The sequence below is a fragment of the Actinacidiphila acididurans genome (genome assembly GCF_016918855.1).
GTDB lineage: Bacteria > Actinomycetota > Actinomycetes > Streptomycetales > Streptomycetaceae > Actinacidiphila > Actinacidiphila acididurans.
On record NZ_JADKYB010000021.1, the window covers coordinates 12,645 to 37,463 of the forward strand.

The 24,819-nt window shown below is 74.0% G+C and carries 19 protein-coding genes; 8 read left to right on the forward strand and 11 right to left on the reverse strand.

All coding sequences use genetic code 11. The features are described from left to right. Nucleotides 1-56 precede the first annotated feature (56 nt). Together ITX44_RS30875 and katG are read right to left on the reverse strand one after the other, a co-directional pair. Nucleotides 57-1,196, reverse strand: coding sequence for a glycosyltransferase family 2 protein (locus ITX44_RS30875; RefSeq protein ID WP_372441044.1), 1,140 nt, complete (start codon nucleotides 1,194-1,196; stop codon nucleotides 57-59). Nucleotides 1,197-1,477: 281 nt separating this feature from the next. Beyond that, nucleotides 1,478-3,712, reverse strand: coding sequence for a catalase/peroxidase HPI (gene katG / locus ITX44_RS30880; RefSeq protein WP_205361345.1), 2,235 nt, complete (start codon nucleotides 3,710-3,712; stop codon nucleotides 1,478-1,480). 363 nt (nucleotides 3,713-4,075) lie between these two features. Here katG and ITX44_RS30885 point away from each other — a divergent pair, with 363 nt between their 5' ends. Then, nucleotides 4,076-4,486, forward strand: a complete 411-nt coding sequence (locus ITX44_RS30885) for a Fur family transcriptional regulator (RefSeq protein WP_205361347.1) — start codon at nucleotides 4,076-4,078, stop codon at nucleotides 4,484-4,486. Here the strand turns inward: ITX44_RS30885 and ITX44_RS30890 are convergent. The 3 genes from ITX44_RS30890 to ITX44_RS30900 all read right to left on the reverse strand — a co-directional run bounded on the left by ITX44_RS30890 (nucleotide 4,452) and on the right by ITX44_RS30900 (nucleotide 6,898). Beyond that, the gene (locus tag ITX44_RS30890) at nucleotides 4,452-5,801 is read right to left on the reverse strand and encodes an MAB_1171c family putative transporter (protein WP_205361349.1); all 1,350 of its coding nucleotides are present in this window, start codon (nucleotides 5,799-5,801) and stop codon (nucleotides 4,452-4,454) included. The two genes, ITX44_RS30885 and ITX44_RS30890, sit on opposite strands and share 35 nt — an antisense overlap. Further along, on the reverse strand, nucleotides 5,794-6,303 hold the full coding sequence (locus ITX44_RS30895; protein WP_307795578.1) for a ParH-like protein: 510 nt from the start codon (nucleotides 6,301-6,303) through the stop codon (nucleotides 5,794-5,796). The genes ITX44_RS30890 and ITX44_RS30895 overlap by 8 nt, the downstream gene beginning before the upstream one ends. A 130-nt stretch (nucleotides 6,304-6,433) precedes the next feature. After that, nucleotides 6,434-6,898, reverse strand: coding sequence for a helix-turn-helix domain-containing protein (locus ITX44_RS30900; RefSeq protein WP_205361351.1), 465 nt, complete (start codon nucleotides 6,896-6,898; stop codon nucleotides 6,434-6,436). Between the two features lie 186 nt (nucleotides 6,899-7,084). On the opposite strand from ITX44_RS30900, the gene ITX44_RS30905 reads away from it, so the two are divergent. The 7 genes from ITX44_RS30905 (at nucleotide 7,085) to ITX44_RS30935 (ending at nucleotide 17,405) form a co-directional block, all read left to right on the forward strand. Continuing rightward, nucleotides 7,085-8,977, forward strand: coding sequence for an AfsR/SARP family transcriptional regulator (locus ITX44_RS30905; protein ID WP_236062034.1), 1,893 nt, complete (start codon nucleotides 7,085-7,087; stop codon nucleotides 8,975-8,977). 177 nt (nucleotides 8,978-9,154) lie between these two features. Continuing rightward, nucleotides 9,155-10,243: a radical SAM protein gene (locus ITX44_RS30910; protein ID WP_205361354.1), complete on the forward strand. Its 1,089-nt coding sequence runs from the start codon at nucleotides 9,155-9,157 to the stop codon at nucleotides 10,241-10,243. Between the two features lie 725 nt (nucleotides 10,244-10,968). Then, complete coding sequence (locus tag ITX44_RS30915) at nucleotides 10,969-11,727, forward strand: iron-containing redox enzyme family protein (protein WP_205361356.1); 759 nt, start codon at nucleotides 10,969-10,971, stop codon at nucleotides 11,725-11,727. Next, complete coding sequence (locus ITX44_RS30920; RefSeq protein ID WP_205361358.1) at nucleotides 11,724-11,951, forward strand: aroma-sacti cluster domain-containing protein; 228 nt, start codon at nucleotides 11,724-11,726, stop codon at nucleotides 11,949-11,951. Before ITX44_RS30915 ends, ITX44_RS30920 begins: the two co-directional genes overlap by 4 nt. Before the next feature lie 122 nt (nucleotides 11,952-12,073). Continuing rightward, nucleotides 12,074-15,985, forward strand: coding sequence for an adenylate/guanylate cyclase domain-containing protein (locus ITX44_RS30925; protein WP_205361359.1), 3,912 nt, complete (start codon nucleotides 12,074-12,076; stop codon nucleotides 15,983-15,985). Further along, the gene (locus tag ITX44_RS30930) at nucleotides 15,985-16,827 is read left to right on the forward strand and encodes a S8 family peptidase (RefSeq protein WP_205361360.1); all 843 of its coding nucleotides are present in this window, start codon (nucleotides 15,985-15,987) and stop codon (nucleotides 16,825-16,827) included. Before ITX44_RS30925 ends, ITX44_RS30930 begins: the two co-directional genes overlap by 1 nt. Beyond that, nucleotides 16,824-17,405: a GAF domain-containing protein gene (locus ITX44_RS30935; RefSeq protein ID WP_205361361.1), complete on the forward strand. Its 582-nt coding sequence runs from the start codon at nucleotides 16,824-16,826 to the stop codon at nucleotides 17,403-17,405. Before ITX44_RS30930 ends, ITX44_RS30935 begins: the two co-directional genes overlap by 4 nt. A gap of 26 nt (nucleotides 17,406-17,431) precedes the next feature. Here ITX44_RS30935 and ITX44_RS30940 read toward each other — a convergent pair whose 3' ends face one another. The 6 genes from ITX44_RS30940 to ITX44_RS30965 all read right to left on the reverse strand — a co-directional run bounded on the left by ITX44_RS30940 (nucleotide 17,432) and on the right by ITX44_RS30965 (nucleotide 24,594). After that, nucleotides 17,432-18,529 (reverse strand): MsnO8 family LLM class oxidoreductase, encoded by a 1,098-nt coding sequence (locus ITX44_RS30940; RefSeq protein ID WP_205361362.1) that lies wholly within the window; start codon nucleotides 18,527-18,529, stop codon nucleotides 17,432-17,434. 40 nt (nucleotides 18,530-18,569) lie between these two features. Beyond that, the gene (locus tag ITX44_RS30945; protein WP_205361364.1) at nucleotides 18,570-19,076 is read right to left on the reverse strand and encodes a flavin reductase family protein; all 507 of its coding nucleotides are present in this window, start codon (nucleotides 19,074-19,076) and stop codon (nucleotides 18,570-18,572) included. After that, the gene (locus ITX44_RS30950; protein WP_205361366.1) at nucleotides 19,073-20,128 is read right to left on the reverse strand and encodes an MsnO8 family LLM class oxidoreductase; all 1,056 of its coding nucleotides are present in this window, start codon (nucleotides 20,126-20,128) and stop codon (nucleotides 19,073-19,075) included. Before ITX44_RS30950 ends, ITX44_RS30945 begins: the two co-directional genes overlap by 4 nt. Before the next feature lie 3 nt (nucleotides 20,129-20,131). After that, on the reverse strand, nucleotides 20,132-21,415 hold the full coding sequence (locus tag ITX44_RS30955) for an MFS transporter (RefSeq protein WP_205361367.1): 1,284 nt from the start codon (nucleotides 21,413-21,415) through the stop codon (nucleotides 20,132-20,134). After that, complete coding sequence (gene lanKC, locus ITX44_RS30960; protein WP_205361368.1) at nucleotides 21,412-24,210, reverse strand: class III lanthionine synthetase LanKC; 2,799 nt, start codon at nucleotides 24,208-24,210, stop codon at nucleotides 21,412-21,414. The genes ITX44_RS30955 and lanKC overlap by 4 nt, the downstream gene beginning before the upstream one ends. Before the next feature lie 192 nt (nucleotides 24,211-24,402). After that, nucleotides 24,403-24,594 (reverse strand): hypothetical protein, encoded by a 192-nt coding sequence (locus tag ITX44_RS30965; RefSeq protein WP_205361369.1) that lies wholly within the window; start codon nucleotides 24,592-24,594, stop codon nucleotides 24,403-24,405. Between the last annotated feature and the right edge of the window lie 225 nt (nucleotides 24,595-24,819).

The following is a 24,819-nucleotide window of genomic DNA, read 5'->3' on the forward strand; positions in this document are numbered from 1 at the left end:
GGTGGGAACGTGGTGGTGCGTGATGTGGGGGGACATTCACGGGGGCGGGTGCGGGATCAGGTGGGCACCCAGGTCTCCTCGCTGCGCCGGACCAGGCCCCACAGGGAAGCGAAGTACACGGCGTGCTGGAACAGGTCGTAGAGCATCTCCGGCACCATCATCAGCGCCACGAGGATCGCGGCCGGGCCGGCCCGGCGCACCGAGACGGTCTTCTCGACGATGAAGATCGCGCCGATCGCCGTCCAGAAGGGCGACAGTCCCGGCCAGCCGGTGGTCAGCAGGGTGAGCGCCATGAAGAGCAGGTACGCCAGGAAGCTGAGCGCGCCGAAGCCGATCATGAACTGCTGCGCGAAGTAACGGGACGTCACCCGGGTCCAGCCGTAGTCGCGCAGGTTCTCCAGGGCGCCGCGCTGCCAGCGCATCCGCTGGTGCCACAGCTTGGGCACGGTCGTCATGACCTCGGTGGTCACCGCGCAGCCGGCCGGGGACATGGTGCGGTAGCCGAGCGTCTTGACGGCCTTGGTGATCTCGTCGTCCTCGGTGAGGGAGGCGAGGCTGTAGTAGCCGCTGCCGCCGCCGATCCGCCCGGCCAGGCGGGCCTGCCGTATCTCGCGCAGCACACGGGCCCGGAACATCGTGCCGGTGCCGGTGAGCACCGACGCCTTGCCGCCGCGGCGTTCTATCTCCCAGGCGTAGCGGTGGAATTCCATCCGCTGGAGGAGGCCGAGCAGGCCGCCACCGGCCTCGCCGTAGAAGACCCCGCCGACCGCGCCGACCTTGCGGTTGAAGGTGCCGGCCGCGGTCTGCACGAAGTGCGGGTTGAGCACGGTGTCGGCGTCCTGCACCAGCACCAGGTCGCGTTCGGACAGGTGCGGCAGGATCCATTCGATGGCCTGGTTGAGCCCCCCGGCCTTCTTGTGCCGGTTGCCGACGGTCGTGAACACCTCGGCGCCGGCCCGGCGCGCGACGGCCGCGGTCCGGTCCGTGCAGTTGTCCGCGACCACCACGATCAGGTCCGGCGGCAGCGTCTGCTCGTGCAGCGCCTGGATCGCGTCGCCGACCCGCTCCTCCTCGTTGTGCGCGGGTATCAGCACGACCAGCCGCGGCTTCTCGTCGACGGCCGCCGGCTCGGCATGCGCCGCATGCCCCCGCCTGCGCGCGGCCGTCCGCGGTTCCCCCACTTGCTGCACAGCCACGCTCCGCTTGTGTTCGCAGGCCGTCTCCCCGGCGGGCCTGGGCCACCGCATTCTGCACGACTTCTCCCCAAAGGTGCAAGGTGGCTCCACTTCTTGGACACGTGACAACCCCGGACACCCCCACCCTTCCCGGGCACCCCACCCGTAACGGGTCGCACACGGCGCCCGGATCACCGTGAAACCGGCGAAATCGCCTACCGGCAGGGCCCGTACACGCCATCGCCCCGGCCACCATCAGGCGGCCGGGGCGACAGGTCACTCGTCGGAGTGGGCGGGAAGGATCAGACCAGGTCGAAGCGGTCCAGGTCCATCACCTTGGTCCAGGCGGCGACGAAGTCCGTGACGAACTTCTGCTTCGCGTCGTCGCTGGCGTAGACCTCGGCGAGGGCGCGCAGTTCGGAGTTGGAGCCGAAGACGAGGTCGGCGCGGGTGCCGGTCCACTTGAGGGCGCCGGTGGCGGCGTCGCGGCCCTCGAAGGTGGTGGCGTCCTCGGAGCTGGACTTCCAGGTCGTGCCCAGGTCGAGCAGGTTGACGAAGAAGTCGTTGGTGAGGGTGCCGGGGGCGTCGGTGAGGACGCCGAGCGAGGACTGCTTGTGGTTCGCGCCCAGGACGCGCAGGCCGCCGACGAGGACGGTCAGCTCGGGGGCGCTGAGGGTGAGCAGGTTGGCGCGGTCGAGCAGCAGGTACTCGGCCGGCAGGCGGTTGCCCTTGCCGACGTAGTTGCGGAAGCCGTCGGCGGTGGGCTCCAGCGCGGCGAAGGACTCCACGTCGGTCTGCTCCTGCGTGGCGTCGGCGCGGCCCGCGTGGAAGGGCACCTCGACCTCGACGCCGCCGGCCTTCGCGGCCTGCTCGACGGCCGCGCCGCCGGCCAGCACGATCAGGTCGGCCAGCGAGATCCGCTTGCCCCCGCTCTGCGCGGAGTTGAAGGACTCCTGGATGCCCTCCAGGGTGCGCAGGACGGTCGCCAGCTCCTCGGGGTCGTTGACCTCCCAGCCGCTCTGCGGCTGCAGGCGGATGCGGGCGCCGTTGGCGCCGCCGCGCTTGTCGCTGCCGCGGAAGGAGGAGGCCGACGCCCAGGCGACGGACACCAGCTGCGCGACGGTCAGGCCCGAGGCGAGGACCTGCTCCTTGAGTGCGGCGGCGTCCGCGGCGTCGACGAGCTCGTGACCGACCGCGGGCAGCGGGTCCTGCCACACCAGGGTCTCGGCGGGGACCTCCGGGCCGAGGTAGCGCACGACCGGGCCCATGTCGCGGTGGGTCAGCTTGAACCAGGCGCGGGCGAAGGCGTCGGCGAACGCCTCCGGGCTCTCCAGGAAGCGGCGCGAGATCTGCTCGTACGCCGGGTCCACGCGCAGCGCGAGGTCGGTGGTCAGCATGGTGGGCGCGTGGCTCTTGGCCGCGTCGTGGGCGTCGGGCACGGTGCCGGCCCCGGCGCCGTCCTTCGGCTTCCACTGGTTGGCGCCGGCCGGGCTCTTGCTCAGCTCCCACTCGTAGCCGAACAGGATCTCGAAGAAGCTGTTGTCCCAGGCGGTCGGGGTGTTCGTCCAGGCGCCCTCGAGGCCGCTGGTGATGGTGTCGCCGCCCTTGCCGGTGCCGTACGCGTTGCGCCAGCCCAGGCCCTGCTCCTCCAGCGAGGCGGCCTCGGGGTCGGCGCCGACGTTGTCCGCGGGACCGGCGCCGTGCGTCTTGCCGAAGGTGTGGCCGCCCGCGATCAGGGCGACGGTCTCCTCGTCGTTCATCGCCATCCGGCGGAACGTCTCACGGATGTCGCGGGCCGAGGCCAGCGGGTCCGGGTTGCCGTTGGGGCCCTCGGGGTTGACGTAGATCAGGCCCATCTGGACGGCGCCGAGCGGGTTCTCCAGCTCGCGGTCACCGGTGTAGCGCTCGTCGCCGAGCCAGGTCTTCTCCGGGCCCCAGTACACGTCCTCCTCGGGCTCCCAGACGTCCTCGCGGCCGCCGCCGAAGCCGAAGGTCTTGAAGCCCATGGACTCCAGGGCCACGTTGCCGGCCAGCACCATCAGGTCGGCCCAGGACAGCGACTGGCCGTACTTCTTCTTGACCGGCCACAGCAGGCGGCGGGCCTTGTCGAGGTTGGCGTTGTCCGGCCAGCTGTTCAGCGGGGCGAAGCGCTGCTGGCCGGCGCCGGCGCCACCACGGCCGTCGCTGATCCGGTACGTGCCGGCGCTGTGCCACGCCATGCGGATGATGAACGGGCCGTAGTGCCCGTAGTCGGCCGGCCACCAGTCCTGCGAGGTGGTGAGCACCTCGGCGATGTCCTGCTTGACCGCCGCCAGGTCGAGGGAGGAGAACGCCGCCGCGTAGTCGAAGTCCTCGCCGAGCGGGTTGGCCACGGCGGGGTTCTTGGCGAGGATCTTCAGGTTGAGCCGCTCCGGCCACCACTCACGGTTTCCACCGCCCTGCGTCGGGTGCGGGGCGCGGCCGTGCGGGACCGGGCAGACACCTCCGCTCTCCTCCGCCTTCGGGTCGGTGACGATGGCATCGTGGTTCTCAGACATGGGAATCCTTCCGGACCAAGCGGGTCAGCGGATCGCGGTACTCAAGGCTGGCGGTCACCGTGCCGGGCGGCCGGGAGCGGCGGGGCACGGGCAGCGGCTCGGATGACGCGGGCGGCCACCGGTGGCGGCGCGCCGCGGACGACGGTGGCCCGCAGGCCGGCACCGCACGGCTCCTTGGCGGTGGTCCGTCACGTCATCGTCTCCTGCCCTACGGGAGGCTCCCTGCCTCTTGGCTGTCGCCGGAACCGATCCTACGATCGACTGAGTCCAAGTCAAGAAGTGCACCAAACGCATATCTGATCGGAATCCGGACGTCAACTGGTAAACTGCGGGTATCCCACGAACCTGAATAGGTGAGCCGACATGAGCGACCTGCTGGAACGACTGCGAGGGCGTGGCTGGCGGATGACCTCCCAGCGGCGCGTCGTCGCAGAGGTCCTCGACGGTGAGCACGTTCACCTCACGGCGGACGAAGTGCACGCCCGTGCGGCACGCCGGCTGCCGGAGATCTCCCGGGCGACCGTCTACAACACCCTGGGCGAACTGGTCTCGCTGGGCGAGGTCCTCGAGGTCGCCACGGACGGCCGCGCCAAGCGGTACGACCCCAACGCCCACCACCCCCACCACCACCTGGTCTGCTCCGGCTGCGGCACGATCCGCGACGTCCACCCCACCAACGACCCGCTGGCCGACCTCCCGGTGGAGGAACGTTTCGGCTTCACGGTCTCCGAGGCGGAGGTCACCTACCGGGGGCTGTGCCCGGACTGCGCGTAGCCGCTTCCCGACGTCTCTTCCGGCGTGCGGCCGGGCCCCCGCCGGCCGTCCGGGCACGGTCGCGGATGACGGCGACCGCCGGTGAGGTGGTGAAGGCGGCGGCGACCTGGAGCAGCCAGGCGACCTCGGCGTCGACCGTGCCGGGCACGGGCTGCGGGGCGTGGCCGCGGGGACCTGTGTCGCTCTGCGGCCGGCCGACCCGCTTGTTCTCCAGGGCCGCGGCGATCATGGCGGCCTCCAGGATCGCGCGTTCGCCCGCGCCGCCGTCCGTACCGCTCGTACGGTCCGTGCCGTCCGTACCGTCAAGCGACCGGTCGGGCCGGTCCGGCCGGTCGGACCAGTCCGGCCAGTCGGAGAGATCGCGGGGAAAGTACGGCCGCAGGGCGAGGTGTCCGTCGCGGATCTCGATGACCCGGCGGTAGAGGGCGAACTCGGCCCGGCGCAGCCCCGGAAGCCGGTGCGCCGGGGACGGGTTGAGGGCGATCTGCGGCAGCTCGTCGTGCAGCGCGGACCACAGCGGTTCCAGGCTCCGGTGGCTGCGGTACGCGACCAGCGAGCGGCGCGGCATGCCGAGCGGGCCCTGCCGCAGGGCGGTCCACCGGTCGCCCCACAGGGTCGCGGTGGCCCCCGCGGTGGCGAGCACGGCGGTGACGAGCCCGAGAATTCCGGCGCCGGTCTCCTCCCGGGGGTCCTGCAGCCCCCGGGTCAGGTTGGCCGGCAGGAAGGTCAGCACCCACAGGGTCCACAGGGTGCCGACGACCGCGGCCAGCACCATCAGACGCAGGCCGGTGCGCAGCGGCCCGGGCTCCAGCCGGCGTGTGTGGTGCGTCAGTTCGCGGATCAGGACCAACAGGCACCAGGACCCGTACGTGGCGAAGAGCACGTTGTACGCCGCCAGCAGCCATCCGCGCCCACCGCTCGCCACCAGCAGCCCGTGCTCCGCCCTGGTGTCCGCGGTGAGCAGGATCACGGCCGCCACCACGGCGACGGCGAGCGTGAGCCGGAGCTGCCGGCGTACCGAACGCACGGGCGGCACGGGCACCTTGAGGGACAGTGCCAGGAACAGGATCAGTGACTGGGCGCAGATCCGCAGCTCGTGGGTGAAGATCATCAGCGGCGCGTCCACCGGCCCGAGCCGGTGCAGGACGCCCACCACCACGTGGGCGCTGAACAGCAGCGAGGCTCCCATGCAGGCCGCGAAGCCGGTGATGCTGCGGTGGCCGGGGTCCGCCCCGGCCCACCCGTTGGCCACCGTCTGGTGGAAGGCGAAGGCGAGGAAGACGGCCGCGGCGAGCAGCGTGACGAGGTCAGGCATGCGCTTTCCGTACGCCGCGGCGCTTGCGGTCGGCGCGCGCGCCGAACAGGGCGTAGAGCCGGGACCGGTCACCGGCGGGCGACAGCGGCGCGCCCCCGGTCCTGACCGGGTGGGCCGCGCGGGTCAGGATGAGCGAGGCGACGAGTTCGGCCTCCCGCTCCTGCGGCTCGGTGTAGACGGTCCGCCCCAGCACCCGCTCGATCAGCGAGGTGGGCAGGTGCGGCAGCAGCACCTCGGCGGCGCAGGACATGGCCGGCGTCGCGCTGTCGTGGCCGCAGATCAGGTGGGCCGCCTCGTGCAGCAGGATGTGCTGCTGGTGCAAGGGTGTGGTGTCGGCGGCGTAGAGGATGTAGTCGGCACGGGCGGTGGTGACCAGCAGACCGCACGGCGTGTGCGGCAGGAGCGGGACCGGGAGCAGTTCGATCGGGCGCCCGCGCCGGCGCGCCAGAGCACCGATGAACGCGGCGGCGTCGAACGGGGTGGGCAGATCGAGTCCGTCCACGATCCGGCGGCATCGCCGCCACTGTCCTCTGTCCGGGTCGGTTCTCACGCACCCGTCCTCTCACGCCGGCCGGACTTGCGAGCTGTGCAGAGCCGTACGGAACCGTGCTGTGCCAAGCGTGGGCGTACGGTCAGGGCCCGCTGCCGTTGGTGTCGCGCTCCCGGCGGGCGATCACGTCGATCATGTCGCTGATGGTGCCGACGCCTTCGGGCGAGAGGTTGACGGCGCGCAGGGCCACGCTGCGCACCTCGGCGTCGCGCAGCGCACCGAGCAGCTCCAGCTCCTTGGCGATCTCGGCGCCCCGCACGTCGTCGAAGAAGTACCAGACCGGCACGCTGAAGAACTGGGCCAGGGCCTCGAGGTGACGCTTCGTCGGGTTGTCCCGGCGCCCGGTGCGCAGCTGCCACAGGTAGGTCGCGGAGAAGCTCTCCCCGGTCGCCTCGCGGCAGGCCCGGGCGACCTCCTCGTGGCTGTACTGCTCGCGGTTGGGACGGCGCACCACGCGGAACAGGGCGTCGATCCGCTCGGCCAGCGTCGAGTCGGACGGAGCGGTCACCGCGGGCGTCTGCGGCCCGGCGGTCGCGGGTTCGTCCATCGTCTGCTCCTCCCCTCCGTCGGACCGGTCGCGGGGGCACGTCCATCCCTTCGAACGGTAGCAGGGCAACTGCCGGAATCGGCACCCTCCGTCCCTGTTCACCCCACCCCTGATCATCTGATATAAGTCGAACGCCCTTCGTCATTCATCTCAGCTCATGACTTCCGGGTGAGAGGGTGAGCCAGGTTGGCCGCATTGCCCCGCACCTTCGTACGGTTCTCCATCTTGGGCCCGCTGTCCTTCGAATCGGCCGAGCCCGCCGGACCCGCCGAGCCCTCTGCCGAGGTCCTGCCGCTCGGACCGCTCAAGCAGCGGCTGCTGCTCGCGATGCTGCTGTGCCGCGCCAACTCCCCCGTGTCGCCGGGCCTGTTGACGGACACGCTGTGGGAGGACGACCCGCCGCGCACCGCGCGCAAGAACATCCAGGTCTACGTGTCGGCCTTGCGCAAACTGCTGGACCGCACCGGCGACGGGGGCCGGCTCGTCCACCAGGGCGGCGGCTACCTGCTCCGGGTCGGCGCCGACGAACTGGACGCGCTGCGCTTCCAGCAGCTGGTTCGCAGCGCCCGGGAGGCGACCGGCCACGGCGCGCACGCCCAGGCGTCCCGGACACTGCGGGAGGCACTCGCCCTGTGGCGCGGCCCGTGCCTGTCCGACCTGCGGTTCTCCTCCGCCCTCCAGTCGGAGGCCGAGCGGCTGGACCACCGCTACCTCCAGGCCTACGAGGACTGGGCCGAGGCCGAGTTACGGCTGGGCAACGCGCACGAGGTCGCGGACACCGTCGGCGACCTGGTGGAGCGCCACCCCGAACGCGAACGGCTGCGCGCCGCGCAGATGAACGCCCTGTTCCGGCAGGGCCGGCAGACCGAGGCACTGGCCGCGTACGAGGGGCTGCGCGTGTTGCTGGCCGCGGAGTACGGGCTCCGGCCCAGCCCGCCGCTCGAAGCGCTCTACCGGTCGATGCTCTCCGGCGGCCGGCCGGACACGGGCGGCCCGTTCGCCGCGGCGGGCCCGGGCGCACCCCGCGGGGCGGCCGGCGCGCTCGGCACCCTGCTGCCCCGGGACCTGCCGGACTTCACCGGCCGCCACGCCCAACTGCGGTATCTGCTCGCGCTGTTCGGTTCGCCGGAGATCCGGCGGCCGCGGCTGGCGGTGCTCACCGGGCCGGTCGGCACCGGCAAGACCGCGCTCGCGGTGCACGCCGCGCACCGGCTGGCCGGCGCGTTTCCGGACGGCCGGGTGCTGGTGCCCATGCGGGACGAGGCCGGCGCGCCCCGCTCCCCCGCGTCCGTACTGACCGAACTCACCCGGCTGGCGGGCCTGCCCGGGCCCCGCGGCCAGGACGGACGGGACCTGGAGGAAGCCGCCGCCGCGTGGCGCGAGTGGCTGGCCCACCGCGACGTCCTGCTCGTCCTGGACGACGCCGCCGACGAGTCCGCGGTCCGGCCGCTGGTGCCGGACGCCGGAACCGGCTCCGTCCTGGTGACCGCCAGGACCCAACTGGCCGGCCTGGCCTCGGCCGACCGGCTGGAGCTGACCGCCTTCGACGAGGCCGAGGGCCGCGAACTGCTCGGCGCGATCATCGGCCCCGGCCGGCTGGACTCCTGCCACGAGGAGACGGCCCGCATCCTCGAAGCGACCGGGCGGCTGCCGCTGGCGGTACGCATCTGCGGCCTCGCCCTGGCCGTACGGCGCTACCTTCCGCTGGTGGAGTACGCCCAGCGGCTGGCGGACGGCCGGGCCGTACTCGACGAACTCGTCGCCGGGGACATGGCCGTACGACCGCGGCTGACGGCCGGCTGGCGGGACCTGTCGCAGCCCGCCCGGTCCGCGCTGTGCCTGCTCGGCGCGCTCCCGGACGGCCCCTTCACGCTGCGCCAGGCCGCCGAGGCCCTCAACTGCGGGCAGGACGGCGCCCGCCGCACCCTGGAGTCCCTGATGGACGCCGGGGCGATCCTCGCCCCGGACGACGAAGTCACCTCGCACGCCGCCTTGTACGAGCTGCCGCGGCTCCTGCACGTCTACGCCCGGGAGCAGGCCGCCGGCGCGATGGCCCCGGCGCCGCGGGCCACGGCCTGATCATCCTGCCCGGTGGGGAGGGTCGGCCGGTATGCGGCTCGGCGGGCAGGTCGGCGGACACGCGACTCGGCGGACACCGCCACCTGCGGATTTACCGTTTCCCAACCACTTCCGACCCGTTGCCCAACCGCCGCTGCCGACACTCCGGAAGGAAGGGGGAGGAGGGAGGAGGCCGCGGTGGAACTCGCCGAACTGATGTCGCTTCGCCCCGTCCCGGGTGCGGGCGTGCTGCTGACCGTCACCGGGCGCTGCCCGCTGCACTGCGCCCACTGCTCGACCGCCTCCACCATGGCCTCCGGTGAGCCGGGCGCGGATCAACTGCTGCGATTCGTGGGCTCGTTCGAGGGTGGCGGCCCCGCTGTTGTGATGCTGACCGGCGGCGAACCGCTGCTGCGGCCCGCGCTCAGCGCCGAACTGGCCCGCACCGCACGGGCCGCGGGCACCCGCAGCGCGCTGCTCACCGGCGCTTTCTTCGCCAAGGGGGCCCGCTCCAGGTCGGTCCCGATCCCGCCGCCGATCATGCGGGCCGTCACCGCGGTGGACCACTTCTCGGTGAGCATCGACGCCTTCCACGAGCGCGAGGTGCCGCGGGCCGACGTCTTCGCCGTGTTGCGGCAGGCCCTCGACGCCGGAGTGGCCACCAGCGTCCACGCGGTCGGCTCCGGCCCCGGCGACCCCTACCTCGCGGACGTCACCGCGGACATCCGCCGTACCTTCGACGACCGGGTGCCCGTACTGGTCAACACGCTGCGGGCGGTGGGCCGCGCCGCCTCCTGGTCCGCCGCACGCGCCCCCGGCCCGGCGGGACGGGCCGTCCTGCCGTGCGCGATGGCCGCCTGGCCGGTGGTCGCCGCCGACGGCCTGGTCCTGGCCTGCTGCAACCAGGACACGGTGGACCGCAGACCCGCCCCCGCCCACCTCACGGTCGGCCACATCGCCCGCGACGGCTGGGCCGCGGTCGCCGAGCGCGTGACCGCCTCCCCCGCGCTGCGGATGATCCGAACGGTCGGCCCGAGCCATCTCCTGCACCGCTACGGCACCTCCGGCGACGGCCCGCAGCCCGGCTACTGCGCCGGCTGCCGGTCCCTCGGCGACCACCCCACCGTCCTCGCCGCCGCCGACCGCCTGGCCGGCGGAGCTGCGGGCGCCCTGCTCGACGCCCACGTGGCCCACGAGCAGACCGCGGCCGGCCCCGTGGCGTTCGTCCGGCGCCACGGTGCCGACCGGTACGCCGACCTGGTGGCGCTCGGCGGAGCGCCGCGATGAGCGTCGCTGCCGCGGACTCGGTGGTGCCCGCCCGGGCCGGCGGGGCGCCGGAGCCGGTGCCGGTGATCGGGGGCGGCGGGCCGGAGCCGCACGTGGTCGGCGGTACGCCGAAGTCGGTCGCCGGGCTAGACGCACGGGACGCACCCCGGGCCGGCGGGGCACCGCCGGTCAGCGAGGCCAGCGGGGCGGAGCCGCACGTGGCCGGCAGTACACCGAAGTCGGCCGCCGGGCTAGACGCACGGGACGCACCCCGGGCCGGCGGGGCACCGCCGGTCAGCGAGGCCGGCCGGCCGGAGCCGCACGTGGCCGGCAGTACGCCGAAGTCGGTCGTCGGGCTAGACGCACGGGACACACGCCGGGCCGGCGGGGCACCGGGGCCGGTGCCGGTGATCGGGGGCGGCGGGCCGGAGCCGCACGTGGCCGGCAGTACGCCGAAGTCGGTCGCCGGGCTAGACGCACGGGACACACGCCGGGCCGGCGGGGCACCGCCGGTGAGCGGGGGCCGCGGGGCGGAGCCGCACGTGGCCGGCAGTACACCGAAGCCGGTCGCCGGACTTGACACACGGGACACACGCCGGGCCGGCGGGGCACCGCCGGTCAGCGAAGGCCGCGGGGCGGAGCCGCACGTGGTCGGCGGTACGCCGAAGTCGGCCGCCGGACTTGACACACGGGACGCACCCCGGGCCGGCGGGGCGTCGCCGGTCAGCGGGGCCGGCACACCGGAGATGTACCGGACCGGCAGCGTGCTGGGGCCGGCCGGCGGGCCCGGCCGCCGCCTGGTGGGGGCGTCCGCCGGGGTGGCATTGCGCGCCCGCCTCGCTCTCACCGACCCCGCGCTGCGGGCGGCGAGCGCGCGGATCTGGCGGCCCGCAGGGCTCGACGCGCGCTTTCCGGCGTATCTGGCCGCCATGCACGGGGTGATCCGCGCCTCGGTCCCGCTGATGGAACGGGCCGCCGAGCGCTGCGCCGGCCTCGGCCCGGGCGACCCGGTCGCCGGCCCGCTGATCCGGTACCTGCGGCAGCACATCGAGGAGGAGCGCGGTCACGACGACTGGCTGCTGGCCGATCTGGCGGCGCTGGGCACGGATCCGGCGGCGGTCCTCGCCGGGCAGCCGTCGGCATCGGTGGCCGCGCTGGCCGGGGCTCAGTACTACTGGATCGAACACCACCACCCGGTGGCCCTGCTCGGCTACATCGCCGTACTGGAGAGCTGCGCGCCCGCGCCCTGGCTCGCCGAACGGATCGCCGCCACGTCCGCGGTGCCGCCCGCCGCGCTGCGCACCCTGCGCGAGCACGCCGGGCTGGACGGCGGCCACGCCCGGGCCGTCTTCGACCTGCTGGACGAACTCCCGCCGGCCGCCGCCCTGGTGGACGCGGTCGCGCTGAGCGGGCTGCACACCGTACGCGGCCTGATCGACCTGTTCACCCGTATCGACCGGGCGCCGGGGCGGCCCGGACCTCTGGGAGGCACGAGCACGCCATGACCGATGGGACCGGGCGGACGGACGGCCGCCGCGAGGAGGACCCGCTCGGCGAACTCGAAGCCCACGGCTTCGGCATCGCCGCCCTCACCGACGAACAGCGCGACGTGCTGCGCGGGCTGAGCCGCGAGGAACTCGACCTGCTGCTCGACATCAAGGACCGGCTCGACGAGGTCGGCCCCGAGGTCCAGGCGCACAGCGAGATCGCCGGCGGAGCGCTCTTCTGATCCCGTCGCCGTTCCGGCGGAACAGGCGGGACCAGGCGGGACCAGGTGGGAACGGGCGGGAACGGGCGGGAATCGGCGGTCGGCGTGGACACCGGAGCGCGAGCGAGGAGAGGACGACAGCCATGCGGTGTGCCTCCTGCGCGGGGGAGTTGCCGCCGAACGCGCGCTTCTGCCCGTTCTGCGGTGTGCCCTCCGGCCCGGCCGCACCGGTCGAGGAACGCAGAGTGGTGACCGTCGTCTTCTGCGACCTGGTCGGCTCGACGGCGCTGTCCGGCGTACTGGACCCGGAGACGCTGCGGACCGTGACGCTGCGGTACTTCGACCTGATGCGGGCCCGGCTGGAGGAATTCGGCGGCACCGTCGAGAAGTTCATCGGGGACGCGGTGATGGCCGTCTTCGGGGTGCCGGTGACCCATGAGGACGACGCCGGCCGCGCTCTGGCCGCCGCGCTCGCCATGCTCGACGCCGTACGGGAACTCAACGAGACCGAGCTGCGCCCCACCCTCGGCATCCGCCTCGACGTACGGATCGGCGTCAACACCGGGCCCGTGGTGACCAGCGCCGACATCTCCACCCGGCAGGCTCTGGTCTCCGGCGAGACGGTCAACATCGCCGCGCGGCTCCAGCAGCACGCCGGGGAGGGCCAGGTGCTCATCGGGCCGCAGACCCGCCAGGCGGCCGGCGGCGCCCGTACCGAACGGGTCGGCCCGCTGCGGCTCAAGGGCAAGACCGAGCCGGTGACCGCCTACCGGCTGCTCGGCGTCGTCGAGGACGACCCCGAGGTGTCGCGCCGCTTCGACACGCCCTTCGTCGGCCGCACCGCCCAACTCGCCGTCTTGCGCGAGGCGTTGCGGGATGCCGTCACCGGACAGGGCGACCCGCACCTGCTCGTCGTCCGGGGCGAGGCCGGAATGGGCAAGACCCGGCTGCTCCACGAGTGGCGGCGCGGTTCGCCGCGGGCGTTCCGTTACGGGTCCGGGCGCTGCCGTCCCTACGGTGAGCGCGGCTCCCTGGCGCCGCTGGCCGACGCCGTACGGCAGTTGCTGAGGGCGGCGGCCGAAGTGCCCGAGGCGGCCGATGCGTTGGGGGCGAACCCTTCCGGTGTGGCGGCCGAAGTGCCCGAGGCGGCCGATGCGTCGGCGGCGAACCCTTCCGGTGAGGCGGGCGAAGTGCCCGAGGCGGCCGATGCGTCGGCGGCGAACCCTTCCGGCGTGGCGGGCGACGACCGGCCCGGTCCGGACGAGAGCACCGGCCTCGGCCCGGCGCTCGCGGTGCTCTCGGCCGGCCTGCTGGCGGACGGCACCCCCAGCCCGTCGGTGGACGACACCTGCGCCGCCCTCGTCGACCTGCTGGCCCTCCTCTCCCGGCGCGAGCCCGTCGTCCTGGTGGTGGACGACTGCCAGTGGGCCGGCGACCCGCTACTCGACCTGCTCGGCACGCTGGCCGACGAACTCGCGTCGTCCGCGGTGCTGTTCGTCTGCGCGACCCGCCCGGACCTGTACGACCGCCGGCCCGGCTGGGGCACCGAGTGGCCGCAGGCGCGGTCGCTGACGCTCCCCGGGCTGACCCCCGAGGAGGCCGGCGCGGTGGCCCGGGCCCTGACCCCGGACGGCGCCGCGGCCGCGGGCGTGCCCGGCTCCGTACTGGAAGCGGCCGGCGGCAACCCCTTCCACCTGGAGCAACTGCTGGCCGCCCTCGCGGAACCCGGGTCCGGCTACCGGGCCGACGGCCGGGGCGACCTGCCCACTTCGCTGGTGGCGCTGCTCGGTGCCCGGATCGGCGCCCTCGGCCGGGCCGAGCGAGCGGCCCTTGACCTGGCTGCGGTGGTGGGACGGGACTTCACCGTGGACGACGTGGTGGGACTGGCCCGCACGGACCGCGAGGGCAGGCCCGGCGGCGGCCTGTACGAGGAACCCGGACGGGAGGGCGCCGCCGCGGAGTTGTGGGCCTCGGTACGGTCCGCCGTCGTCCGGCTGCGCGGCCACCGCCTGGTCGGCGCGCCCGACGGCCCCGGGCACAAAGCGCTGTCGCTACGGTTCAGCAGCGGCGTGGTGCACGAGGTCACCTACCAGTCGATGGCCAAGCGGGTCCGCGCCGAACGGCACGAGCGTCTGGCCGTCCTGCTCGCGGCGCACCTGCCGGCCGGGGCCGCACAGACCGCCGAGCGCAGCGCGGCGGCGGCCGGACACCTGGAACGCGCCTACCGCTACCGCACCGAACTCGGCGCCGTCGGCCCGCGGGCCGACGAACTGCGCCGCACAGCCGTCCGTCACCTCGTCGACGCCGGCTCCCAGGCCCTGGCCCGCTCCGACCTGGCCTGGGCGGACACCCTGCTGGAACGCGCCGTCGCCCTTTCCCGCCCGGCCGACCCCGAATGGCCGTCCGCCACCCGCCGCCTCGGCGAGGTCCGCCTCGCCACCGGCCGCACGGAGGAGGGCCGGGCCCTGCTCACATCGGTACTCGCGGCGGTCGAAGGGGCTTCGCCCGCCGTCCCCTTGGCATTTGAGGCGACCTCCGCCAGTGCCCGCCGGACAACCGAAACGACGTCCACCGCCGCCCGCTCGGCTACCGAAGCGGCACTCGCTTCCATCCCCCCGGCGACCGAGGCGACCCCCGCCAGCGTCCGCCGGACAACCGGGGCAGCCCCCACCGCCGACCCCCTGACGACCGAAACGACCCCCACCACCGATCCCCCGGCGGTGGAGGCGACAGCCAGTGTCCGCCCAGCGGTTCAGGTGGACGCCTCCACTGCCGGCCTGGAGACCGAAGCGACCTCCACCGCCGCCCGCTCGGCTACCGAAGCGGCACTCGCTTCCATCCCCCCGGCGACCGAGGCGACCACCGCCAGCGTCCGCCGGACAACCCCGGCGGCCCCCACCACCGACCCCCTGACGACCGAAACGACCCCCACCGCCGTCCCCCCGGCCCCCGCGACGGTGGAGGCCGCCCACGCGCGCCTCTCGCTCGCCACCGTTTCCGCGTCGTCCGGGCGGGGCGCCGCGGCGGAGGCGGCTCGGCAGACCCTGCCGGTGTTCGAGCGGGCCGCCGATGATCTGGGGCAGGCCAGGGCGTGCATCCGGCTGGCGCAGGAGTCCCAGCTCCAGGGCCGGCACCGGGCGGCCGACGAATTCCTCACGCGCGGCCTGGGGCACGCGGCGCGGTCGGGTGCCGAGCCGGAACGGGCCCTGGCGCTGGGCGCCATCGGCATCTCACTGTGGCGCGGCCCGGTGCCGGTGCCCGACGCGGTGGCCAGGGCCCGGGCGCTGCTGGACGAGCACGGCGAACGCCGGCCGACCGTCCGGCTGACGCTGAACTGCCCGCTCGCCGTCCTGCTCGCCCTCCAGGAACGCTGGGACGAGGCGCGCGCCTGCCTGGACCGGGCCCGCCGGTACGGCGACGCGCTCGGGTACGCCGAAGGGGCGGTGGTGCTACCGCTGTTCGGCGCCACCGTCGAGGCCCTGGCGGGCCGGGCCGAGCAGGCACTGCTCCTGCTGGACGAGGCCGCGGGCGCCGCCCGGGCGCTTCGGGCCGGGGCGATGCAGGCCACGGTCGCCCGTGCGGCGGCGCGGCTGCTGGTGGACGCCGACCGGATCGAGGAGGCGGCCGAGCGCCTGGCCGCCGCCGACCGGACGGCCGGCCCGGACCGGCCGGCCCGGTCGGACGCCGCGGACCTCGACGGCCTGCGCGGCCGGATCGCCGCGGCCCGCGCCCTCCCGGCGGAGGCGGACGACCTCTCGGAACGCGCGGTCCGCACCGCCGCCGGCACCGACTCCCCGGCGGTCCAGGCCGTCGCGTGGCTGGACCGCGCCGACGTCCTGCGCCGGACGGGACGGCCGCGGGACGCCCGGGCCGCGGCGGCCAGGGCCGAACGGCGCTTCGCCGCCAAGGGCGATCTGCCGAGCCTCCGGCGGGCAGCGCGGTTCGGCGTGGACCCGACAATCGCCCCGGCCGCCCCACCGCAACAGCCGGACCACCGTACGGAGCCGAGCGCGGACCCCCGTACGAAAACGCACCCGGAACCGGGAGGCCGCTGATGGACCCCGTGAGGAGGGCTCCGCAGCCCGGGCTCGTCTGGAGCCTGCGCGGCAGGGGGCCGCAGGACATCGCCGTCACCGCCGACGGCGAGCGGCCGGACGCCGTGCGGGACTGGGAGGACGCGCGCGGCCATGGCGTACGGGTGTGCGTCGTGGACTCCGGGGTGGAGGGCGACCACCCGCTGGTCGGGCGGGTCGACGGCTCCTGGACGGTGGAGGAGCACGAGGGCGGGATCAGCGTGCGGGAGACGGAGCCGGGCGACAGTTGCGGCCACGGCACGGCCTGCGCGGGGATCATCCGCAGGACGGCGCCGGAGTGCGAGCTGTACAGCGTCCAGGTGCTGGGCAGCGGGTTCGCCGGCACCGGGGACGTGCTGCTGGCCGGGCTGCGCTGGGCGGTCCGGCAGGGCTTCGACGTGATCAACCTGAGCCTGTCGACCACCAGGGCCCGTTTCGCCGAGGAGCTGCGCGCGCTCGCGGACGAGGCGTACTTCCGCCGGACGGTGATCGTGGCCTCCGCGCACAACACGCAGGTGGAGAGCTTCCCCTGGCGGTTCGCGTCGGTCGTTTCGGTCGGCAGCCACATGGAGGACGACCCGGACCTGCACCTGTACAACCCGCAGCCACCGGTGGAGTTCTTCGCCCCGGGACAGAACGTGCAGGTCGCCTGGCTGGGCGGCCGGACCATCCGGACCACGGGCAACAGCTTCGCCACGCCGTACGTCACCGGGCTGTGCGCCCGCATCCTGTCCCGGCACCCGCGGCTGACGCCCTTCCAGCTCAAGAACGCGCTCTACCTTTCCGCCGCCAACGTCCGCATCGGCACCAGGGGGGCTTCGTGAACGCAAGCAGCAGCGAAAGCAGCGCGGAGACGACCGATCCGCTCTCCCGCGAGCTCGTCCAGTCCGTGGTCGACACGGCCCGGGCCCTGTTCGGGGCCGCGGCCAGCTCCGTGTTCCTGCTGGACCGGGAGCGGCACGAGCTGGTCTTCGAGGCGGTCTCGGGCCAGGGCGAGAACCACCTGGTCGGGCGGCGCTTCCCGGCCGAGAGCGGCATCGCCGGCTGGGTCGCGATGTCGGGCGAGCCGATGATCGTCGACGACCTGACCGGCAGCACCGCCTTCGACCGGGACTTCGCCGAGTCCACCGCCTATGTGCCGGACGCCCTGATGGCCGCCCCGCTGACCCACGGCGACCTCGTCCTGGGCGTCCTGGAAGTGCTCGACCCGGCCCCCCAGTCCCGCTCCGACCTCGGCGAACTCGACCTGCTTGCCCTCTTCGCCCGCCAGGCCGCCGTCGCCCTGCGAGTGGTCGTCGACCGCCGCCACCAGTCCGCCGGATCCCGCTCCCGGGCCGACGACCGCGCCGCCGCCCTCCGCATGGCCGAGGACCTCCGCCGGCTCCTGGAGGCCTCCCAGTAGGGCGCGGCTGTATCGGCGCGTCCGGTTCAGCGGCCGGGCCGGGACGCGTCCGCCCCCGGCCCGGTGTGCCGCCGGCGCGCCTGGGCCGCGCGGATACCGGCCGTCAGGCGCAGGGTGCGGGAACGGGCGGCGCCGGAGAGCTCGTAGGGCAGGATCATCAGCTCGTCCGCGCCGAGTTCGTCCGCGAGCCGGGCCAGTCCGGCGGCGACCCGCGGCGGCGCGCCCCGCACCACCTGGTTCTCCTCCAGAGCCCGGTGCGCCAGATACTCCCGGCGTACGGGGGACAGCGCGGCTGCCGAGGGGTTCTTCTCGGGGTGCAGGGCCATGTAGGCGGAGGTCTCCAGGGCCGCGGCCTCCGCTTCCTCGTCGGTCTCGGCGCAGACCACGTTGACGGCGACGACGACGTACGGCCGCGCCCCCTGCGGCCCGGGCCGGAACGCCGAGCGGTAGCGTTCCACGGCCTCCGGGCGGCACTTGGAGCTGCCCTGGTGGTAGCCGTAGGCGAACGGCAGGCCGCGTTCGGCGGCGATCCGGGCGCTGTTCTCGCCCGCGCCCAGGACGTACACGTCGGGCGGGGTGGCGGTGCGCGGCGTCAGCGGCAGGGCGTGGAAGCGGCTGCCTTCGGGCGCGCGGTGGTGCAGGAAGTCCATGAGTTCGTCGATCCGGTCCGCGAACTCGGCGCCCGCTCGCGGATCGCGGCGCAGGGCCGCTTCGAGCAGCCCTTGGGTCGCCCCGGTGCCGCCCGGGGAGCGGCCGAGGCCGAGGTCGATCCGGCCCGGGTACAGGGCCTGGAGGGTGGCGAACTGCTCGGCGACCACGAACGGGGCGTAATTGGGCAGCATGACACCGCCCGAACCCACCCGGATCCGCTCGGTCCGCGCGGCGATGTGCGCGATCATCACCGCGGGGAATCCGCTCGCGGTCATGAGCGAGGAGTGGTGTTCGGCGACCCAGACGCGTTCGTATCCGTAACGCTCGGCGGTCCTGGCGACCTCCACCACGTCCTGGAGGGCCTGCGGGCCGTCGACCTCCAGGAGGCGGGCGCCGAGTTCGAGCACGGAAACCGGAAGGGTCAGCGCGGAGGGAGCCGGTGCGTCCGGCGTGTTCGGCTGAGTGATGGTCATGGTCTGCTCCGGGAGGATGCGGGGTGGGAGGCCGGGCCGGTCAGGGGCGGAAGGCGCCGCCGAAATACAGCAGGGGTTCGCCCGGTGTCCCGTGGGAGAGCCCGAGCACCGAGCCGACGACGATGGAGTGGTCGCCGCCGTCGTGCACGGCGGCCACGGAGCACTCGAGCCAGGCCAGCGCCCCGCTGATCAGCGGGGCACCGGTGACAGGGCCGGGGAAGGTGTCGACCGGGTCGAATTCGCCGCCCTCCCGGGCCCGGTGGTGATCGGCGAAGTGCCGGGCCGGCCGCGACTGGCCGGCCGAGAGGATGGAGACGGCGAAGGCGCCCTCGCCGAGCACGGCCGCGTGCGCCGAGGCGGTGCGCGCCACGCAGACGAGCACGAGCGGCGGGTCCAGCGACACCGACGTGAAGGAGTTCGCCGTCATTCCTCTCGGGGCCCGCCGTCCCGCGGTGAGCACCGTCACCCCGGTCGCGAACTGGCCGAGGACCGTACGGAACGCGTCGCGCCCGGGAGCGCGGGCGCCGGCAGGCAGGGATGTCGTCATCGGCGCGCGGCCTCCCGCGGCCGGCCCTGCCGGATCCCCGCCGCCAGGCGCAGGGTGCGGCAGCGGGCGGCCCCCGAGAGTTCGTAGGGCACGAGCATGAATTCGTCGGCGCCGAGTTCGTCCGCGAGCCTGCCGAGTTCGGCGGCCACCGTGGCGGGCGCGCCGTGCACCACCTGGTACTCCTCCAGCGCCCTGCGGGCCAGGTACTCCTCGCGGACCGGGGACAGGGGGACGTCCGCGATGCTGTCCACGGGGTGACCGACCAGGTAGGCGGCGTTCTCCAGGGCGAGTGCCGCGGCCTTCTCGTCGGTCTCGGCGCAGACCACCTGGACGGACACGATGAGATACGGCCGCGCGCCCTGCGGCCCGGGCTCGAACGCGGTGCGGTAGCGCGCCGCGGCCTCCGGGCGGCAGATCGTACGGCTGAGGTGGTGGCCGTAGACGAAGGGCAGGCCCCGTTCCGCGGCGGCCCGGGCGCTGCCCTCGCCGGCGCCCAGCACGTACACCTGCGGCGGCTCGGCGACGTGCGGTGTCAACGGGAGGGCGTGGAAACGGTGTTGCTCGGGTCCGCGGTGGTGGAGGAAGCCGAGCAGTTCGTCGATCAGGCCGGGGAACCGGGTGGCTGCCTGCGGATCGCGCCGTAGCGCTGCCTCCAGGCGGCGGTGGGCGGTCGTGGTCCCGCCCGAGGAGCGGCCGACGCCGAGGTCGATCCGGCCGGGGTGCAGGGCCTGGAGGGTGGCGAACTGCTCGGCGACGGCGATCGGCGGGTGATTGGGCAGCATGACACCGCCCGAACCCACCCGGATCCGCTGCGTCCGGGTGGCGATGTGCGCGATCGTCACCGCGGGGAAACTGCTGGCGCTGCGCTGGGCGGAGTGGTGTTCGGCGATCCAGACGCGGTCGTATCCGTAACGCTCGGCCGTCATGGCCACCTCCACCACGTCCTGGAGGGCCTCCTCGCCGGTCGCCTCGGGGAAATGGCCGCCGCGTTCGAGCACGGACAGCCGGAAGGGCAGTTCGGAAGGGCCGGCGGGCGGCGTGATGGTGGTCATGCGTCACTCCGGAGGGGTTTCTGGACGGCCGGTGGGGGCGGGCTCCGGCGCGGGCAGGGTGAGGGCCAGGACCGCCAGAACCGCGAAGCAGGCGGCCAGGACCAGGGCGGTCGTGGCGAGCGAGCCGCGGACCAGCAGCAGCCCGGCGGCCAGCGGCGCGCACGGTTGCAGCAGTTGGACGACGAAGTCGTTGGCCGTGCCGACCCGGCCGTAGATCTCCTCCGGGATCGAGGTCGCCATGACGGCGACGACCGCGGCGTTGATCGCCGGGACCAGCAGGCACATCGCCGAGAAGCCGGCGACGAGGGCGAGGGTGCTCCCGGTGAGCCAGGCCGTCACCAGCAGCGCGGTGGCGACCGCGGGACCGGTGGCGACGAGGACCGGCAGCGGCAGCAGGCGCCGCAGGTACGGGGCGGACAGCGAGCCGAGCAGCCCCGCAAGTGCCGCGGTGCTCAGCGCCCAGCCCACGGCCCTGGCGCCGCCGGATTCCCGCCCCACGCCGAGCAGCAGGGTGGACCCGAGCATGGTGAAGGTCACCGTCAGGCCGCTGAAGAACACCGTCGAGCGGCGCAGGAACGGGTCCCGGGCCACGTGCCGCAGCCCCACGGTGAGCCGGCTCCAGAAACCGGGACCCTGCGCGTGCCGCGCGGCCGGTGCGTCCTCCGGTACGGCGGGGGCCGGCCGCAGCCCTCTCACCGTCGCCGCCACGCACACCGCGGAGGCCAGGAAGGACAGGGCGTCCACCGCGAAGGGGACGGCCGGACGCGTACCGATGAGGAGTCCGGCCGCGGCCGGCCCGGCCATGTCGGCCGCATAGGCGCGGGCCTGGTTCAGCGAGATCGCCGACGGGATCTGCCCGGGGGTGACGATCCGCCGGATCAGCCGGAACTGGGACGGCTTGAACACCTCGGTCGCGGCCGCCGAGACCACGACCGCGCCGAGCGCGAGCCACAGCGGCAGCGGCCGTACGGCGACCCACACGGCCACCGTCCCGATGGCGACCAGCCGCAGCAGATCGCAGCCGATCAGCAGAACCCGCTGGTCGTAGCGGTCGCTGATGAGGCCGGCCGGGATGCGGAGGGTGAGCCCGGCGAGCGCCACCGCCGTGCCGACGACGGCGACGGCGGTGGTGGGACGGCCCGCGGCCAGCAGGACGAGCGGCAGCGCCACGCCGGACATCGAGGAGCCGAAGCCGGACAGCACCTGGCCCGCCCACAGCATGCGGAACCGGCGGTTGTGGCGCAGCTTCGGCTCCTGGTGCCGGGCCGACAGGGTCGCGGTGGTCACGAGCCGCCGCCCACGGCGGACGGCGGACCGGGCAGCAGGTCGTCGAGCACAAAGTTGCGGTTGGTGCGCAGGCCCGGGGCGGCGTGGCGGACCCGGTCCAGGAACAGCGCCACCCCGGCCGACCCGGTCGCCAGGTCGCAGCTCTCCCGCAGGGTCTGCTCCCCCGGGAAGACGATGCCCTCCGGCCGCCGCACCGCGCTGCACAGCACCGCTTCGGCCGCCCGCTCCGCGTCGCCCAGCAGCTCCGGGTCGCCGAGGAATTCGTACGCGTCCAGCAGGGCGTTGCCGATGCCGCTGATCCCGTGGAAGAGCTGGGGGAAGGCGGTGTACTTGTGGCGGGCGTCCGGTAGCAGCCGGTCCACCTGCTTGCGCAGCAGGTCGTCGCCGGTGACGTGCCAGTAGCGCAGGAGGGTGGTCAGGACGCCCGCGGTTCCCTCGTCCCAGTAGCTGCGCCGCACCGCGGGAATGTCCCCGGGGCGGTACGACGGGAACTGGGCCAGTCCGCTGGGCGAGTACACGACGCAGGAGAGGTCGAAGTCCAGCGCGGCCCGGCCCAGGGCCAGCGTGCTCCCGTCACCGGTGGCCGCGTGGAGGGCGAGCAGGAACATCGCCACCCCCGAGGCCCCGTTGCCGTATCCGACCGGGACCTCGCCGGCCGAGTCCGGCCAGTACGCCCGGCCGTCCTCCCACCGGGCGGTCGCCGCCAGGTGCTCGCCGGTCTCCCGGGCGCGGTCCAGGAACTCGGGCAGCCCGCTGTCCCGCCACAGCCGCAGGCAGGCCATGCCGTGGCCGGCCGCTCCGGTCAGCACACCGGGCTCGGTGTACTGCAGCGGGTGACCGGCGGCGCCGCGCAGCACGTTCACCGCCTGATCGCGGTGGCCCATGGCGGAAAGTGCCCAGGCCACACCCGCCGAGCCGTAGTAGAGGCCGGGCGGCATCGCCGCGTGCGCGGTGGACCGGCTCAGGGCCCAGGCCAGGAGCGTGTCGGGGACGTCCTGCCGCAGGGAGTGCATCGCGTGCAGGCAGCCGTAGGCGCCGTGGGCCAGCGACAGCGGATTGGTCTCGAAGACCAGGGCGTCCGCCGGGAAGAGCCGGTCCTCGCGCGTGGTGTCCGCCGTACCTTCCATGTACGCGACCACGCCGTCGAGCACCGCGGCGATGCGCCGGTGCAGGTCGGGCGAGCGGGTGGACTCCGCCGGCACCGGGTGGGCCAGCGGCGGCGCCTGGCGCCAGGCGGTGGCGAACGGGAGGTCGGCTATCCGCCGGCGCAGGGCGGCCGGCTCGGGCAGGTCCGCGTCCTCGGCGAAGAGGTCGGTGATCAGCGAGACCAGTTCGGCCGGCAGCGCCAGGTCCGCGGCCACTTCGCCGAGCAGGCGCAGCGGCAGATCGTGTTCGACGATGTCGTTCTGCTGGCAGGCGAAGACGGTGGCGAGCATGACCGCGCCCAGCGCGTAGTAGTCGGTGCGGCGGTCGCCGTGCCGGGCGGCGAGGGCCCGCCGGGTGACCATGCCGGGGGTGCTGAGTCCGGCCCCGTGGTCCACGCCCTCGTGGAAGGCCGACTCCAGGTCGATGATGCGTACCCGGTCGTCCGGGGTCACCATGACGTTGGTCATCGACAGGTCGCCGAGTACGATGCCGCGCTCGTGGGCGTACGCGATCGCGTCGGCGAGCTGCAGCCACAGCCGCTGGAAGCGCTGGTAGTAGTCGACCAGCCGGCCGGGCGTCATGTCGAGTTCGTACAAGGGGTTCTGGGTCGTGGTCAGCGTGCCGAAGTGGGTTCCCTCCACGACTTCCTCGACGAGGAAGGAGTGCTCCCACCGCGTGAAGAAGCCGAGCGGGCGGACGAACAGCCCGCTGTCGGCGAGTTCGGTGAGCAGGGTGTGCTCGTGGCGCAGCAGTTCGACCGCGTCGATGCCGTGCGGTCCGATCTCGACCCCGGGACGGGCCTCGCGCAGCACGACGTCCGCTCCGGTCACCGTGTCGATGCCGTGGTAGATCCCGCCGCGGTTGCTGAACGCGATGGCGCCTTCCACCTCGTACCGCCCGTCCAGCAGCCGTTTCGTGCCCGGTGCGGCGGTCGACGAGGCGGCGGTCGACGACGCGGCCTTCGCGGGGGCTGCGGCTTTCGGCGCGGCGGCGGCCGGGCCCCGGTGGGTCGCCGTCACCGGATCGGTCGCCCACGCCGGCACGGTCCAGTACGGGGTGCGCTCGTCGGGCACGAGGGAGCCGTCCGGGGACTGGATCAGCAGTTCCGGCACGCCGATCGGCTGGAGCCGCACGATGCGGGCGAAGCCGCCGTAGCGGTACGACACCACGCGGGAGCCCGGATAGCGGCGATCGGACAGGACGTACGGTCCGTCGAACCCGCGAAGCGCCTCGGTCAGGGCGCCGGCGACCCGGTGGAAGGACTCCTCGTCCGGCGGATAGACGGTGATGAACTTCCCGCTCGCCGAGCGGGAGAAGCTCTTGCCGTTGAGTTCCGCCATCGCCGCGGGGTCGATCAGGAACTTGAACCGCACGCCCGCGTCGCGCAGCACGGGCAGGCTGCGGCGCAGGGTGTCGACGCTGGTCCGTGAGGTGGCCGAGACATGCAGCTTCCAGCCCTGACCGACCTCGTCCGCCCCGGGCGGCTCCGCGACGAACCAGTAGCTGTGGCGGCGCAGGCCCCAGCTTCCCGGCATGACCGCACGGAACTCGGCGACGTGTGTGCTGTCCGGCCGGCGCCGGCTGATTCCTTCGAACCATCGCGGATGGTACGTCAGGTAGCGCAGCATGGTTTCCCATGTCAGCGGCATGCCAGGTGCTCCTCTCGGCTGCTTCGGCTGCTTCGGTTTCCTCGGCTTCTTGGCCTGCTTCGGGTTCTTCGGGTTCTTCGGGTTCTTCGGGTTCTTCGCGGTCCTCGTCGTCTTCTTCGTCCCGACGAATCCCGGACCCGCCGGGCCGGTGGCCGGTGCCACCGGCCCGGTCGGTGCCTCAACGCTCGTGGATCACATGCACAGGGAGCCCACGCAGGAGCTGCAGCTCCCCGCCTGGCCCGGGCTGGTGAACCCGGCCCGCGACTCCTGGTCGATGCTGATCCCCTGGAGGTCCAGCACCTCCTCCGCGGTCTCCGCGGTGTGCGCCTCGACCTCGGGCGACTCCTCGGTCTCCTCCGTGGTGGGCTCGTTGTCGTCGGCCACGGTGTCCTCCTCTCCCAGCGGGTTCGGCCGGCGGCTGCCGACCGATGGGCTCGACGCTAGGAAGGGCGAATTCGGAATCGGTGAATCACCGGTATGCAAGCGGTATGCGGGCCGACCGGCCATGCCCGCGGACCCGGTCCGCCACCCTGCTTGCCGGTTGTCGCAAGCAGCGCGAAACGACCTCTTTGGTCTAGTCCTCTTGACGCGGACGCCTACTCGCGGTTT

Excerpts from the sequence above, each read along its gene's own strand:
- katG (WP_205361345.1), bottom strand. The coding sequence starts at position 3,712 with ATGTCTGAGAACCACGATGCCATCGTCACCGACCCGAAGGCGGAGGAG.
- ITX44_RS30950 (WP_205361366.1), bottom strand. The coding sequence starts at position 20,128 with ATGACCACCATCACGCCGCCCGCCGGCCCTTCCGAACTGCCCTTCCGG.
- ITX44_RS30885 (WP_205361347.1), top strand. The coding sequence starts at position 4,076 with ATGAGCGACCTGCTGGAACGACTGCGAGGGCGTGGCTGGCGGATGACC.
- ITX44_RS30930 (WP_205361360.1), top strand. The coding sequence starts at position 15,985 with ATGGACCCCGTGAGGAGGGCTCCGCAGCCCGGGCTCGTCTGGAGCCTG.
- ITX44_RS30945 (WP_205361364.1), bottom strand. The coding sequence starts at position 19,076 with ATGACGACATCCCTGCCTGCCGGCGCCCGCGCTCCCGGGCGCGACGCG.
- ITX44_RS30890 (WP_205361349.1), bottom strand. The coding sequence starts at position 5,801 with ATGCCTGACCTCGTCACGCTGCTCGCCGCGGCCGTCTTCCTCGCCTTC.
- ITX44_RS30900 (WP_205361351.1), bottom strand. The coding sequence starts at position 6,898 with ATGGACGAACCCGCGACCGCCGGGCCGCAGACGCCCGCGGTGACCGCT.
- ITX44_RS30925 (WP_205361359.1), top strand. The coding sequence starts at position 12,074 with ATGCGGTGTGCCTCCTGCGCGGGGGAGTTGCCGCCGAACGCGCGCTTC.
- ITX44_RS30940 (WP_205361362.1), bottom strand. The coding sequence starts at position 18,529 with ATGACCATCACTCAGCCGAACACGCCGGACGCACCGGCTCCCTCCGCG.
- ITX44_RS30920 (WP_205361358.1), top strand. The coding sequence starts at position 11,724 with ATGACCGATGGGACCGGGCGGACGGACGGCCGCCGCGAGGAGGACCCG.
- ITX44_RS30915 (WP_205361356.1), top strand. The coding sequence starts at position 10,969 with ATGTACCGGACCGGCAGCGTGCTGGGGCCGGCCGGCGGGCCCGGCCGC.
- lanKC (WP_205361368.1), bottom strand. The coding sequence starts at position 24,210 with ATGCCGCTGACATGGGAAACCATGCTGCGCTACCTGACGTACCATCCG.